This window comes from Microbacterium sp. K41 (assembly GCF_004794395.1).
Taxonomy (GTDB): domain Bacteria; phylum Actinomycetota; class Actinomycetes; order Actinomycetales; family Microbacteriaceae; genus Microbacterium; species Microbacterium sufflavum.
In genome coordinates this window covers 1-13,158 of record NZ_SSDO01000507.1, presented here as the reverse complement: position 1 = coordinate 13,158, position 13,158 = coordinate 1, and the positions used below count along the sequence as shown (strand labels likewise).

At 70.5% G+C, this 13,158-nt stretch carries 13 protein-coding genes; 5 read left to right on the top strand and 8 right to left on the bottom strand.

The window, feature by feature from the left end; translation table 11 throughout:
• Positions 1–108: 108 nt before the first annotated feature.
• From DW309_RS16935 to DW309_RS16905, 7 genes are all read right to left on the bottom strand, one after another.
• The gene (locus tag DW309_RS16935; protein ID WP_136046037.1) at positions 109–1,095 is read right to left on the bottom strand and encodes a glycoside hydrolase family 130 protein; all 987 of its coding nucleotides are present in this window, start codon (positions 1,093–1,095) and stop codon (positions 109–111) included.
• Positions 1,096–1,110: 15 nt separating this feature from the next.
• Positions 1,111–1,953, bottom strand: coding sequence for a carbohydrate ABC transporter permease (locus tag DW309_RS16930; protein WP_136028565.1), 843 nt, complete (start codon positions 1,951–1,953; stop codon positions 1,111–1,113).
• Positions 1,950–2,849, bottom strand: a complete 900-nt coding sequence (locus DW309_RS16925; RefSeq protein ID WP_136028566.1) for a carbohydrate ABC transporter permease — start codon at positions 2,847–2,849, stop codon at positions 1,950–1,952. The genes DW309_RS16930 and DW309_RS16925 overlap by 4 nt, the downstream gene beginning before the upstream one ends.
• A 1-nt stretch (position 2,850) precedes the next feature.
• A complete protein-coding gene (locus DW309_RS16920; protein ID WP_136046036.1) occupies positions 2,851–4,116 on the bottom strand; it encodes an extracellular solute-binding protein in 1,266 nt (421 codons plus the stop codon).
• A gap of 37 nt (positions 4,117–4,153) precedes the next feature.
• Positions 4,154–5,146, bottom strand: coding sequence for a LacI family DNA-binding transcriptional regulator (locus DW309_RS16915; RefSeq protein ID WP_136028568.1), 993 nt, complete (start codon positions 5,144–5,146; stop codon positions 4,154–4,156).
• Positions 5,147–5,254: 108 nt separating this feature from the next.
• Entirely contained in the window at positions 5,255–6,172 is a 918-nt protein-coding gene (locus DW309_RS16910; RefSeq protein WP_136046035.1) for a DnaJ domain-containing protein, read from the bottom strand.
• 67 nt (positions 6,173–6,239) lie between these two features.
• Positions 6,240–6,893, bottom strand: a complete 654-nt coding sequence (locus tag DW309_RS16905) for an IMPACT family protein (protein ID WP_136046034.1) — start codon at positions 6,891–6,893, stop codon at positions 6,240–6,242.
• Positions 6,894–6,973: 80 nt separating this feature from the next.
• Between DW309_RS16905 and DW309_RS16900 the strand changes: the two genes are divergently transcribed.
• The 3 genes from DW309_RS16900 (at position 6,974) to DW309_RS16890 (ending at position 9,387) form a co-directional block, all read left to right on the top strand.
• Entirely contained in the window at positions 6,974–8,239 is a 1,266-nt protein-coding gene (locus DW309_RS16900; protein WP_240753272.1) for a sensor histidine kinase, read from the top strand.
• The gene (locus DW309_RS16895) at positions 8,236–8,859 is read left to right on the top strand and encodes a response regulator (RefSeq protein ID WP_136046032.1); all 624 of its coding nucleotides are present in this window, start codon (positions 8,236–8,238) and stop codon (positions 8,857–8,859) included. The genes DW309_RS16900 and DW309_RS16895 overlap by 4 nt, the downstream gene beginning before the upstream one ends.
• Positions 8,860–8,937: 78 nt before the next feature.
• Positions 8,938–9,387 (top strand): DUF2871 domain-containing protein, encoded by a 450-nt coding sequence (locus DW309_RS16890; protein WP_136028573.1) that lies wholly within the window; start codon positions 8,938–8,940, stop codon positions 9,385–9,387.
• A gap of 91 nt (positions 9,388–9,478) precedes the next feature.
• Here the strand turns inward: DW309_RS16890 and cycA are convergent, their stop codons facing one another.
• A complete protein-coding gene (gene cycA, locus DW309_RS16885) occupies positions 9,479–10,924 on the bottom strand; it encodes a D-serine/D-alanine/glycine transporter (RefSeq protein WP_136046038.1) in 1,446 nt (481 codons plus the stop codon).
• 222 nt (positions 10,925–11,146) lie between these two features.
• On the opposite strand from cycA, the gene DW309_RS16880 reads away from it, so the two are divergent.
• Complete coding sequence (locus DW309_RS16880) at positions 11,147–12,619, top strand: MATE family efflux transporter (RefSeq protein WP_136046031.1); 1,473 nt, start codon at positions 11,147–11,149, stop codon at positions 12,617–12,619.
• Between the two features lie 229 nt (positions 12,620–12,848).
• Positions 12,849–13,158, top strand: a 310-nt coding sequence (locus DW309_RS16875) for a hypothetical protein (RefSeq protein WP_446724768.1), incomplete at its 3' end; no start/stop codon positions are given.

Sequence of the window (13,158 nt, the reverse complement as noted above, 5' to 3'; positions counted from 1 at the left end):
GATCCGGCCGCGGTGCCCTGGGCCACCGCGGCGTCGACGGGCAGCAGCGCCAGGGCGGACGTGGTCGCGGCGAGCGTCAGGAAGGTGCGGCGCGTGGTCTCCATGGCCTCACTCCTCGCCCTCGGCCTCGCGCAGCGCGCGGCCCCACGGCTCCGCGGGGTCGTGGATCGCGACGGCCAGGGTCGTGTCGGACTGGCCGTAGTACGCGAACCACTTCCCGTGGAACTTCACCAGTCCCTCCACGAAGGTCACGTTCGACACCAGGCCGTGCAGATCCTCGAAGCTCTGCGGGCGCAGCCACGGCTCCTGCATCCGGGCGATGACCTTCGTCGGCTCGTCCGGGTCGATGGCGATCTGCCCGCAGCGGTAGTCGACGTCGACCGTGCCGTCGTCGTGCACCGTGCGTGTGGCGCCGTTGGTGAGCATCACCAGCAGCCCGTTGTCGGTGACCACGGGCGAGGTGCCGATCTCCACCAGCGCCTCGTCCCAGGTGCCGGGCGTGGGCGTGTACATCGGCTCGGTGTCGGGGGTGCCGGGTGTCCAGTGGATGAGGTCGTCGCTGGTCGCCCAGTAGATGCCGCCCTCGCCGAAGTACATCCACCACTTGCCGTGCATCTTCTGCGGGACGATCACCCCGGCCTTCGACCAGTTGAACCCGCGCGGGTCCATGGTCTTGAAGGTGTCGAAGTCGTCGAACAGCGGCCCGTGCCTGGTCCAGGTGCGCAGGTCGGTCGAGGTCGCCAGGCACAGCTGCGCGCTGTGACGGTCCCAGCCGGTGTAGGTGAGGTAGTAGGTGCCGTCGATCAGCGCGATGCGCGGATCCTCGCAGCCATAGCGCTCGTAGTCCTCGACGGGGGAGAGGATCGGCGCGTCCTCGCGCGTGAACGTGACCCCGTCGCGGGAGCGGGCGAGCCCGATGTGCGACACGATGTCGTCGGCGTGCGCGCGGTACAGCAGCAGCACCTCGTCGCCGTCGACCAGGGCCGCCGGGTTGTAGAGGTTCGCCGACTCCCAGCTGTCGCCGCGCGGACGCAGGATCGGGTTCCCCTCGTAGGGGGTGAACGGACCGAGGGGGAAGGATGCTCCGGTGAACATGGATGCCCTTTCTGGCTAGCCCTTGACGGCCGCGCCGAGGTCGGTGGCCTTGAAGAAGCGCTGGAAGACGATGAACAGGATGACGACGGGGAATGCGAGTGCCGTGGCGCCCGCGAGGATCGCCCCGTTCGGGTTGGCGGTGGACTGCGCGACGTTGGAGATGTAGTTCGCGAGCGACACGGCGAGCGGCTGCAGCGACGCGTCCTTCGTGATGAGGAACGGCCACAGGAACTCGTTCCACGGGCCGATGAAGGTGACCAGCACCACGGTCACCAGCACGGGGCGGATCAGCGGGATCGCGACCGAGGTCAGCAGGCGGATCTCGCCCGCGCCGTCGATGCGCGCGGCCTCGAAGATCTCCGTGGGCAGCGCCCGGAAGAACTGCACGAAGATGAACACCGCGGTCGTGTTGATGAGGAACGGCAGGATCATGCCCAGGTACGAGTCGCCCAGACCGTAGTTGCGCGTGATCTGCACGTACAGCGGGATCATCAGCAGCTGGAACGGCACCATCTGCACGAGCAGCATCAGCACCCAGATCACGCCGCGGCCGCGGAAGTCGAGCCGGGCGATCGCATAGCCGGCGAGCAGGCCGAACACGACGGTGCCCAGCAGCACGCCGAGCGTGAAGATCATCGAGTTGACGAGCGAGCCGACCAGGTCGATGCGCGAGTCGATCGCGACGAAGTTGTCGACCGTCCACCCGCCCGTGGGGATGAGCTGGCTGGGCGAGTTCGTCGGGTTCTCCTGGAACGCGCCGACCAGCATGAAGTAGAACGGGAAGGCGAAGCCGATCGCCGCGATCGTGAGCGCGATCACGCTCAGCACGCGGGGCAGGGTGTTCTTCCGGCGCATCATCGCTCCCTCGTCGCGCGGTTGGCGGCCAGCGACAGCATCCCCACGAGCACCACCAGGATCATGCCGATCGCGGCCGCGGTGTCGGGGTTCTGCTGCTGGATGCCCAGCTGGTAGATGAGCAGCACCGGCGTGGTGGACGCGCCGTCCGGCCCGCCGCCGTTGGTGAGCAGGTACGGCTCGGTGAAGAGGTTCGCCCCGGTGATGATCGAGAGGATCAGCACGAGCGTGGTCGCACTGCGCACGCCGGGGACGGTCACGTTCCAGAACCGGGCGAGGGCGCCGGCGCCGTCGGTCTCGGCGGACTCGTACAGCTCCTTCGGCACGTTCTGCAGCGCCGCCAGGTACAGCAGGATGTAGAAGCCGAGCTGCTTCCAGGTGACGTAGAGCGCGATCATCGGCATGGCCAGCGCGCTGTTCACGAGCCACGACGGGTCGGGCGCGAGCGGCCCCAGGATCGTGTTGACGAGCCCGTTGCCCGAGAACAGCAGCATCCACACGCCCACCAGCGAGACGCTCGCGGTGAGGTACGGCACGTAGAAGGCCACGCGGTATGCGGCCACCCAGCGGATGCCGGTGTTCAGGGCGGCTGCGAGCACGAGCGCCAGCACCGCCGTGAGTGGCACGTTGATCACCAGGAACACGAGGGTGTTGCGGAACGCTCCGAGCACGCGCGGGTCGGTGAGCACCGTGACGAAGTTGTCGAAGCCGACGAAGGGCCGGTCGACTTCGGCGCCCGGCGCGGTGAAGAAGTAGTCGTGGAAGGCGATGTAGACCGCGAAACCGAGCGGATACGCGAAGATCGCGATCACGAACACGAGGTACGGCAGCGCGAAGAGGCCGCCGATCGGCTGCGCACCCAGCCACCGGGTGCGCAGCCGTCGGTTGTCGGTGGTCATGTCACTCGGCGACGAGCTCGTCGACCTTCGCGGCGGCGTTCTTCAGGAAGTCGGAGGTCGACTCCTTCGCGAAGATCACCGCGGACGAGTACTCGTCGCGGAACGCCTGCCAGGCCTCCACCGAGTTCGGGATGCTGGGCACGTCGGCCGTGTTCTCCGCCTGCTCCGCGAACGCCACATAGTTCGGGTTGGCGGAGAAGTAGTCGGCGTACGTGTCGGTGAGGTCCGTGCGCATCGGCATCTGGCCGGTCGCCTCGAGCAGCTGGCCGTCGGCCTCCTCGCTCGTGGAGAACTTCAGGAACTCCCACGCGGTCGCCTGGTTCTCGCAGGCGGTGAACATCGACACGCTCTTGGAGTCGGCGAACGTGGTGGGGTTCTCCCGGCCGTCGCTGGTCGGCACGGGCATGAAGCCCACGTCGACCGTCTCGGCGTACGACGGGATGGCCCAGGGGCCGGCGAGCTGCATGGCCGTGGTGCCGGCGGACATCGCGTCGTCGGTCGCCGCCTCGTTCGGCGCGAGCTTCTCCTCGTACACGGTGGCCCAGAAGTCGGCCACGGTCTTGCCGTCGTCCGAGTCGAACGTGGCCTTGCCGTCCTCCACGAGCATGGTGCCGTCGGTCTCGGCGAGGTACAGCGGATAGAAGTCGAACCACGGCTGGTAGAACTCGCTCGTCGGCGCGGGCCAGATGGCGCTCTGCACGCCCGAGTCGACGATGGCGCGCGCCCCCTCCAGGAACGCGTCGTACGTGTTCATCTGCGGGTCCTCGGGGTCGAGCCCGGCGGCCTGGAACAGGGTCTTGTTGTACATGACCATGACCGGGTTCGACTTCCACGGCAGCTGGTAGTACTTGCCGTCCGTGGCGTAGGGCTCGACGTCGCCGCTGCGCTCGGTGATGTAGTCGCTGCCGCCGTCCATCGAGCTGAGGTCGACCAGGCCGCCCTGCTTGACCCAGCCCGACACGGCCGCCGGCGCGACGTTGTAGACCAGGCACGGGGCGGTCCCGGCGGTGATCGCCGCGGTGATGGCCTCCTCCGAGGACGAGCCTGCCGGGATCTCCTGCGCGGTGACCTTCTCGTCGGGGTGCTCCTCGTTCCAGGCGTCGACGACCGCCTGACCCCAGGTGACCTCCTGCTCGTTGTTCGACAGCCAGATGTCGATGGGGCCGGTGCCCTCGGCGGAGCCTTCGCCGCCTCCGCCGCCGGACGAGCATCCGGTGACGACGAGCGCGACGGCGCCCACGAGTGCTGCTGCGCGGATCTTCTTCATGGTGTCCTCCTTGACGCGATGGGTGGGTGCGGGGGGCTCAGGAGCCGGTGCTCTCCCGGAAGTGCACGACGTTGCAGTCCACGACCTCGGTGCGCGGTTCGGCGCCGAGGATGCTCTCCTGCAGCAGCCGGGCGGCCGCGCGGCCCCGGGCGGCCGGATCGGACGACACGCTCGTGAGCGCGGGGGAGAGGTGGGCGGAGAGGTGGTCGTCGTCGAAGCCGGAGATGGCCAGGTCGCGGGGGATCGCGAGACCCTGCGAGCGGGCGAGGGAGAGCCCGGCGATGGCCATGGTGTCGTTCGAGTAGAGGATCGCCGTGGGGCGGTCGGGCAGCGCGAGCAGTTCCTCGGTCACGTCGCGCCCGCTCGCGGCGGTGAAGTCGCCCTCGCGCAGCAGCTCGTCGGAGCCCGCGGCCTCGGTGTAGGCGGCGGCACGGGCGGCCGAGTGCACGTAGTCGAGCGGGCCGGACACGTGGGCGATGCGCGTGTGCCCTGCGGCGCGGAGCCGGTCGAGGATCTCGCGCATCGGCGCGGCGTCGTCGGTGCGCACGCACGAGAACGGGCTGGGCTGGTCGTACGCGCCGACCAGCACGGTGGGCAGCCCGAGCTCGTCGAGGAAGGGCACGCGCCAGTCGTCGGTGCGCAGGTCGAGCAGCAGCGCGCCGTCGGCCCGGCCGCGGGCGAGCATGCGGTATGCGCGCTCCTCGGCCTCGCGACCTTGCACCACCTGGAGCACGAGCGCGGTCTCGGTCTCGGCGAGCACCGACTCGACCCCGGCGATGAACGCGGGGAAGAACGAGTCGTTCGCGATGACCTCGGGGTCGCGCGCGAGGACGACGGCGATCGCGTTGGCGCGGCGCGTGGCGAGGGCTCTGGCGCTCTGGCTCGGAGCCCAGTCGAGCTTGCGGGCCGCGGCGAGCACCTTCGCCCTGGTCTCCTCGGAGATGGGGCGGTTGCCGCTGAGCGCGTGCGACACGGTGGCCTTGGTGACGCCGGCCTCGCGGGCGACGTCGGCGATCGTGGTGCGGCCCATGCCGCCTCCTCGCGGGTGTCGGGCTCACTCGGGTGCGTGAACCGGTTTGACGAGTGTAAACCGGTTTGACGATAAGCGTCAAGAGCGGGATCGCGGACGAGCGGAGGGTCAGACGAACCGGACGGTCTGCTGCAGGCGCGTGCGCACGTCGAACAGCTCGTTGCCGCCGATCGCCCTGGCCCCCGGCACCCCCTGGCGCAGCACCATCCCCAGCGCACTGCGCCGCACCACCACGACCGGAACCCCGCGGCTGCTGCCGAGCGGGGTCACCGCCTGCGCCAGATCGTCGTCCGGCAGCACCATGATCGCGCCGCCGAACCTGACCTTCGCGGCCTTCGCCACCTGACGCATCCGGCCGAGCGCCGCCGTCACCGGAGCCCTGGTGCCCAGGCTCGGGCCGGTGATCTCGCCGCGGCGGAAGCCCACCACCCCGCCGAAGTCCTCCGACATGATGCCGTATAGGCCCGAGGGACTGAGCACCACGTGGTCGAGCTTGTCGTCGGGCGTCTGCCCGGCCGCGACGTCGTGCCACACGGTGAAGCCCATCCCGAGGTCGGACACCGTGCGCGCGGTCGCCTCCTCCGCGAGGGCGTCGGCCAGCATGCGCCGCAGCTCCCGCGGCGCGGCCCGCACGAGAGCCGGCGCGTACGGGTCGGGCACCTCCACCCCGTAGCCCGCCCACTCCCGGATGAGCGTGAGGTAGCGCTCGCGGCGCCAGCCGCCGGGCTGTCCGTACGACCGCGCCCGCGGACGGGTGTCGGTGCGCGCGGTCTGCGGTCGCCAGCCGCTCCACTCGGCGCCGTCGTCGGTCACGCCCGTGCGGCGGTCGTAGGCCGCGCGACCCTCCGCCGTGCCGATCAGCTTCCACGCCCGCTGCACCTGGATGAACACCGCGGCGTCGCCGCCCGTGTCGGGATGCGTCTGGCGGAGGCGGAGGCGGTAGGCCCGGCGCAGCTCCGCATCGTCGACGGACGGGTCGACCTCGAGGATCTCGTACGGCGAGGCCGAGAGCGGACTGTCGAACATCGCTCTCCTTCCGCGACCGCGGCGTCCAGGATAGCCGCCGCGCGTATGCGCCCGCCGGGAGTGCCGGTCAGGCGGGCACGTCGACCACGCGCTCGACGCCGGTTTCGAGGCGCACGGCTCCGGCCGACGCGGCGGCGAGGTCGTCGGACAGTCGCGGCAGCTCCTCCGCAGGAACCCACAGCTCCAGGCGCGCGGCCTCTCCGTAGTGCGGCGTGCCGAGGGTCGCGCCGTGCTGCAGCGCCCACTCCCGCAGCAGGTTGTCGTAGCGCCCGGCGTCGGCGTGGGGCACCTCGACCGTGGTCTGGGTCAACGCCCGTCGGTGCACGAGCGCCGCGCGGTCGAGGGTCTCCGACACCGCGGAGCCGTACGCGCGCACGAGCCCGCCCGCCCCGAGCTTCACCCCGCCGAAGTAGCGCGTCACGACCGCGACCACGTCGGTCAGTTCCCGCCGGCGCAGCACCTCCAGCATCGGCACTCCCGCGGTGCCCGACGGCTCGCCGTCGTCGGAGGAGCGGGCCTGATCGCCGCGCAGCCCCGTGACCATGGCCGTGCAGTTGTGGTTCGCGTCCCACGCGCGCTTGCGCACGCCCGCGATCACGGTCTCCGCGTCGGTTACCGACGCCACGGGCGCGACCAGCGTCAGGAAGCGCGACTTGCGGATCACGAGCTCGTGCTCCACCGGGGCCGCGATCGTCGCGGGGTAGGGGTGGGCGGCGGTCACGGCCTCACGATACCGAGGTCGTCCGCCGCCTCCGTCGAACGATGGACGCACGGGCGGGCCGTCGGGGGAAGAATGTGAGCATGTCGTCGCCAGAGCCCGCACCGCGCCCCGGCACCGGTCGGTGGTCGTGGGCGACACTGGTGGGCTCGATCCGCGTGGGTCAGGCGGTCATCACCGCGGTGCTGCTCGCGGTGGGCGTGGTCAGGGCGGCGATCGACGGCGTGCCGCTGCCGTGGGTGCTCGCCCTCGGACTGGTGTTCCTCGGGTGGTACGGCGGCGGGCTGCTGCTCGGCGAGCGCACGGCCGACCGGCGCCTCGCCACCTGGTGGCTGCTCGGCCTCACCCTCATCTGGCTCGGGGCCGTGGTCGTGTCGCCGGAGTTCGTGTGGCTGGCGTTCGCGCTGTGGCTGCTCGCCGGGTTCATCCTGCCGCTGCGGTGGGCGGTGCCCCTCAGCGTGCTCGTGCTCGCGGTGGTGATCCTCGCCCCGGTCGTGCACACCGGAGAGACGACGTACGCCAACGTGATCGGTCCTCTCGTGGGCGGGGTCTTCGCGCTCGGCATCTCCCGGGGCTACCTCGTGCTGGTGCGCGACGGCCGGGAGCGACGGCGGCTGATCGCCTCGCTCGTGGCCACGCAGGAGGAGATGGCCGCGGTGCAGGACGAGCTCGCCCGCATGCAGCGCGAGTCGGGGGCGAGCGCCGAACGCACCAGGGTGTCGCGCGACCTGCACGACACCGTCGCGCAGAGCCTGTCGTCGGTGGGGATGCTGTCACGCGCGGCGCTCGCGGGCGACGACCAGGAACAGCGCACCAGGGCGCTCGAGCAGATCGGTGCGCTCGCAGCCGAGGGGCTGGCCGACGCGCGGCGCATCGTGAACGACCTGATGCCCGCGGAGCTGGAGTCCACCGCGCTCGCCGACGCCCTCGCGCGGATGCTCGACCGCCTGTCGGACGAGACCGGCATCGACACGACCCTGCACGCCGACGACGAGCTGCCGCCGCTGGGCATCGACGCCGAGATCGCGCTGCTGCGGACGGCGCAGTCGGCCCTCGCGAACGTCCGCACGCACGCCGGCGCCTCCCGCGTCGTGGTGACCCTGGCGGATGCGGGCGACGCCGTGCGGCTCGACATCGTCGACGACGGGGCGGGTTTCGACGCGTCCCGGTGGGATGCGCGCGGCACGACGGGGGCGGGCGGCGGCTACGGGTTGCGCTCGATGCGGGCGCGGCTGCGGGAGCTCGGCGGAGGCCTCGACGTGGAGAGCGCCCCGGGCGACGGGACGGCCCTCTCGGCGCACGTGCCGCTGCGGACCGCGGGCCCCCGGGACACGGGAGCGCTGCGGTGACCACGGTGCGGGTGCTGCTCGTCGACGACCACCCCATCGTGCGCGCGGGGGTGCGGTCGCTGTTCGACCACCGCGACGACGTGGAGGTCGTGGGCGAGGCGGCGTCGGGGGAGGAGGCGGTCGCCCTCGCGCGGCACCTGCACCCCGACGTGGTGCTGTGCGACCTGCGGCTGGGCGCGGGCATGGACGGCGTGCAGACCACGGCGGCATTGCGTGCGCAGGACCCCGCCCCCGCCGTGCTCATCCTGACCACGTTCGACCGCGACGCCGAGATCCTCGGGGCGGTCGAGGCGGGCGCCGCGGGCTACCTGCTGAAGGACATCGCCCCGGACGACATCGTGCGTGCGGTGCGTGCGGCCGCGTCGGGCGGGCTCGTCCTCACGCCGGAGCTCAGCGAGCGCGTCGGCCAGGTGCTGCGGGCACCCCGGGTGCGTCTGACCGACCGGGAGCTCGACGTGCTGCGGCTGCTCGCCACGGGCGCCTCGAACCGCGAGATCGCGAAGGCCCTGTTCGTGACGGAGGCCACGGTCAAGACCCACCTCGTGCACGTGTTCGAGAAGCTCGGCGCGGACAGTCGCGCCAGGGCCGTGGCGATCGCGCGCGAGACGGGCGTGATCTGAGCCGCGCATCTCCACCGTTCGATGGATCCGCGGATTCCCGGCCCGACGGAGGCTGGGGGTGACCCGAAAGGAACACCCATGCGCCGACTCTTCTACGCCGCGTTCGCCTCCATGCTCGCCGGGGTCGCCTCCGGCCTCTTCTACCGCGAGTTCACCAAGCTCAACGACTTCCCCGAGGGCGCCCCGACGCAGCTCGGGCTCGTGCACACCCACCTGCTGGTGCTGGGCTTCGTGGTCTACCTGATCGTGCTGCTGCTGGAGCGGGCGTTCACGCTCTCCGCGAGCCGCCTGTTCGGCTGGTTCTTCTGGCTCTACACCGCCGGACTCGTGCTCACCTCGGCCATGCTGCTGTGGCACGGCTCCCTGACGGTGCTCGGCCTGGAGTCGTCCAAGATGATCGCCGGCATCGCCGGACTGGGCCACATGCTGCTCACGGCTGGGATGGTGCTGCTGTTCCTCGCTCTGCGCAAGCGCCTGCCCGCCGCGCGACCCGTCGCGGCACCCGTGTCCGCCACTGCGAGCGTCTGACCTCGCCGCAACTCCTCAGAACCGCGGCGTCACACGCGAATCGGCGGGCTCCCCTCCCGGGGGCCCGCCGATTCTGCGCAGTCGCGTGCGTCTAGTGTGCGTCGATGGTCTCGTCGCGCAGGTAGGCGATGTGCGCCTCGTGCCGGGCGATGTGATGGGGCGACTTGCGCACGAACACCCACGCGACGATGAGGATCGCGAACCAGATCGGCGTGACCAGGAGGGCCGTCAGCGTGTCGGGCTGGGTGGTGAGCGCCCACAGGATGAAGACGAAGAAGGCGAGCACCACGAACACCATGAACACGCCGCCGGGCATCTTGAACGCCGAGGCCGCGGCCTTCTCCGGACGGGTGCGCCGGTATTTCAGGTAGCTGCACAGGAAGATCGTCCACACGAACATGAAGCACACCGCCGACACCGTGGTCACCATGTCGAACGCGGTGCCGATGTCCTTGCCCGCGTAGAGCAGCCCCACGCCCGACAGCAGCAGGATGCAGGAGAGGAACAGGGCGTTCTGCGGCACGCGACGCTTCGACAGGCGGGCGAACATTCGCGGCGCATCGCCGTCCTGCGCGAGGCCGAACACCATGCGCGAGGTCGAGTAGATGCCCGAGTTCGCGCTCGACATGGCCGAGGTGAGCACCACGAGGTTGACGACGGTCGCGGCGATGCCGAGGCCGGCGAGGGCGAACATCGCGATGAACGGGCTCTCCCCGGCCACGTACTCGGTCCACGGGGTGACCGCCATCAGCACGATCAGCGCGCCGACGTAGAACAGCAGCACGCGGATCGGGATCGCGTTGATCGCCTTCGGGAGGTTGCGCTTCGGGTCTTTGGTCTCGGCGGCGGCGGTGCCCACGAGTTCGATCCCGACGAACGCGAACACCGCGATCTGGAAGCCCGCGACGAAGCCCATGAACCCGTGCGGGAACATGCCGCCGTGCTCCCACAGGTTCGAGAAGCTCGCGGTGCCGGCGTCGTGCTGGAAGCCGGTGAACACCATCACCAGACCCGTCGCGATGAGCGCCACGATCGCCACGATCTTGATGAGCGCGAACCAGAACTCCATCTCGCCGAACGCGGCGACGGTCGGCAGGTTCAGCGCGAGCAGGATCACCACGACCAGCAGGCCGGGGAACCACAGCGGGATGCCGGGGATGAGCGCATCCGTGTACCCGGCGATCGCGATCACGTCGGCGACGCCCGTCACCACCCAGCAGAACCAGTAGGTCCAGCCCGTGAAGAACCCGGCCCACGGGCCGAGCAGGTCGCTCGCGAAGTCGCTGAACGACTTGTACTTCAGGTTCGACAACAGCAGCTCGCCCATCGCCCGCATGACGAAGAACAGCATGAACCCGATGATCATGTAGACGAAGATCACCGAGGGCCCGGCGACCGAGATCGTCTTGCCGCTTCCCATGAACAGGCCGGTGCCGATGGCGCCGCCGATGGCCAGCAGCTGGATGTGCCGGTTGCTCAGTGCCCGCCGCAGGTGCTGCTCGCTCCCCGCATCGGCGGTGGCCCCCGTGCTGTTGATCGCCCCCGTGTCTTCCTTCGTCACGCTGTCTCCTCCGGTCTTCGTCGACACGCCGCGACACTCGCGTGCCGGCGACTGATGCAGAGTAACCACCGCGGTGCGCCCGCCCGAAATCGGCAGAGAAGCTCCGGCATTCCGCCCCCCGGTGTTCCCTCGTCCCGAAACGATTCGATAAACTGGTCGCTTCCCGATCCGCCCTTCGTCTTCTGCGAGCCGCTCTTCATGGCCACCACCCTCACCACGGGCCGTCCGTGGCGTGTCATCCTCGCCTTCTCGATCCCCCTCCTGCTCGGCAACGTCGTGCAGCAGCTGTACCAGTTCGCCGACGCGATCGTGGTCGGGCGTCACCTCGGCGTCCAGTCGCTCGCGGCGGTCGGCGCGACCGGCAGCCTCCTGTTCCTGCTGCTCGGGTTCGCGTGGGGCCTGACGAGCGGTTTCGCGATCCCGGTCGCCCAGGCCTTCGGCGCCCGAGACGATGCCGCCGTGCGCCGCTCGGTCGCGACCGGGGTGCTGCTGAGCGGCATCACCAGCGTCATCCTCACCGTGGTCGCGCCGCTCATCGCCGGGCCGATCCTGGCGCTGCTGCAGACCCCGTCCGAGCTCATGCCCGAGGCGACGGTGTTCACGCAGATCAGCTTCCTCGGCGCGGGCGCGACCATGTTCTTCAACTACCTCTCCGCGATCATCCGCGCGATCGGCGACTCCAAGACCCCGCTGGTGTTCCTCACGGTGTCGTGCGCGCTCAACGTGGGGCTCGTCGTCCTGATGGTGGGGCCGCTGGAGTGGGGCGTCGCGGGGGCCGCCCTGGCGACCGTGGTCGCGCAGGCCGTGTCGGTGATCCTGTGCCTGGAGTTCGTGCGGCGCCGCCTGCCGATGCTGCACCTGCGCCGCGCCGACTGGCGCATCACCGGCTCCGACATCGCGGAGCATCTGCGTCTCGGCCTGCCGATGGGCTTCCAGGCGTCGATCATCGCGATCGGGACGCTCACGGTGCAGGTGGCACTGAACACCCTCGGCGCCGACGCGGTGGCGGCGTACACCACGGCCTCGCGCGTGGACAGCCTCGCGGTCGCCCTGCTCTCGTCGCTCGGGCTCGCCGTGTCGATGTATGCGGCGCAGAACCACGGCGGACGGCGGCCCGACCGCATCCGCCGCGGCGTGGTCGAGGCGACGTGGATGGCGGTGGCCGCCGCGATCGTGCTCGGCGGACTGCTCATCGCGTTCGGCGCTCCCATGGTGCGGCTGTTCGTCGGAGAGGGCTCCGACGGCGTGGTCGACATGGCGCACCGGATGCTCATCATCAACGGCTGCGGCTACTGGGCACTGGGCATGCTGTTCGTGCTCCGCGGTGCGCTCCAGGGGCTCGGGCACACGCTCGTGCCGACCGCGACGGGCGTGATCGAGCTGGTGATGCGCGTCGGGGCGGCCGTGGTGCTCGGGGCCATGATCGGCTTCGACGGCGTCGCGCTCAGCAACCCGCTCGCCTGGGTCGGCGCGATCCTGCTGCTGGTGCCCGCGTACGTCCGTGCCCACCGCGGTCTCGCGAAGCTCCCGGTCGCTCCGGCCGAGGCGACCGAGACCTCGGCGATCGCGATCGTCGGGCCCACCGACGGCTCGATGGTCGTCGACGCCGTGGTCACGCAACCGGTGCGGGTCGTGCGCCCTCGGCGCCTGCGCTGGCCCGTTCGCCGCTGACCGCCACCAGCACATCCATATCGCAGTATGGGGCGCGGCAAAGCCTGGGCGCGGCTGTCATCGATCCGTAACGTGTCTCGCGCATAGCGTCGTTGGCGGGGAGTGAAGCGAGGCCCTCGCTTCACGACGACTCGTCATCGAAACGAGAGTGAAGATCATCATGAAGGTGAGAAGGTACGGAGCGTCATCCGGTCTCGCGATCTGCGGGGCAGCCGTTGCCCTGGCAGGAGTGCTTCTGACACCGGGGTTCGCGGGTGCGGATGCCTGGGACGAGCCGGGGTTCCCGCAGGATCAGGGGTTCTCCGTGGAGCAGGGCCAGCCGTTCAGCACCGGGGGCTGGGGCGATACCCCGCCGCAGCAGCAGTCGGTGCCACAGCAGCAGTCGGTGCCGCTGGGGATGCAGCCGTGGCAGCAGGCGGAGAACCGGTGGATCCTGGACGGGTTCCAGGCTCCGGCGCAGCAGTCGGCGCCCCAGCAGCAGTCGGTGCCGCTAGGGATGCAGCCGTGGCAGCAGGCGGAGAACCGGTGGATCCTGGACG

Coding starts and splice junctions, on each gene's coding strand:
- DW309_RS16935 (WP_136046037.1), bottom strand. CDS start 1,095: ATGTTCACCGGAGCATCCTTCCCCCTCGGTCCGTTCACCCCCTACGAG.
- DW309_RS16930 (WP_136028565.1), bottom strand. CDS start 1,953: ATGATGCGCCGGAAGAACACCCTGCCCCGCGTGCTGAGCGTGATCGCG.
- DW309_RS16925 (WP_136028566.1), bottom strand. CDS start 2,849: ATGACCACCGACAACCGACGGCTGCGCACCCGGTGGCTGGGTGCGCAG.
- DW309_RS16920 (WP_136046036.1), bottom strand. CDS start 4,116: ATGAAGAAGATCCGCGCAGCAGCACTCGTGGGCGCCGTCGCGCTCGTC.
- DW309_RS16915 (WP_136028568.1), bottom strand. CDS start 5,146: ATGGGCCGCACCACGATCGCCGACGTCGCCCGCGAGGCCGGCGTCACC.
- DW309_RS16910 (WP_136046035.1), bottom strand. CDS start 6,172: ATGTTCGACAGTCCGCTCTCGGCCTCGCCGTACGAGATCCTCGAGGTC.
- DW309_RS16900 (WP_240753272.1), top strand. CDS start 6,974: ATGTCGTCGCCAGAGCCCGCACCGCGCCCCGGCACCGGTCGGTGGTCG.
- DW309_RS16890 (WP_136028573.1), top strand. CDS start 8,938: ATGCGCCGACTCTTCTACGCCGCGTTCGCCTCCATGCTCGCCGGGGTC.
- DW309_RS16880 (WP_136046031.1), top strand. CDS start 11,147: ATGGCCACCACCCTCACCACGGGCCGTCCGTGGCGTGTCATCCTCGCC.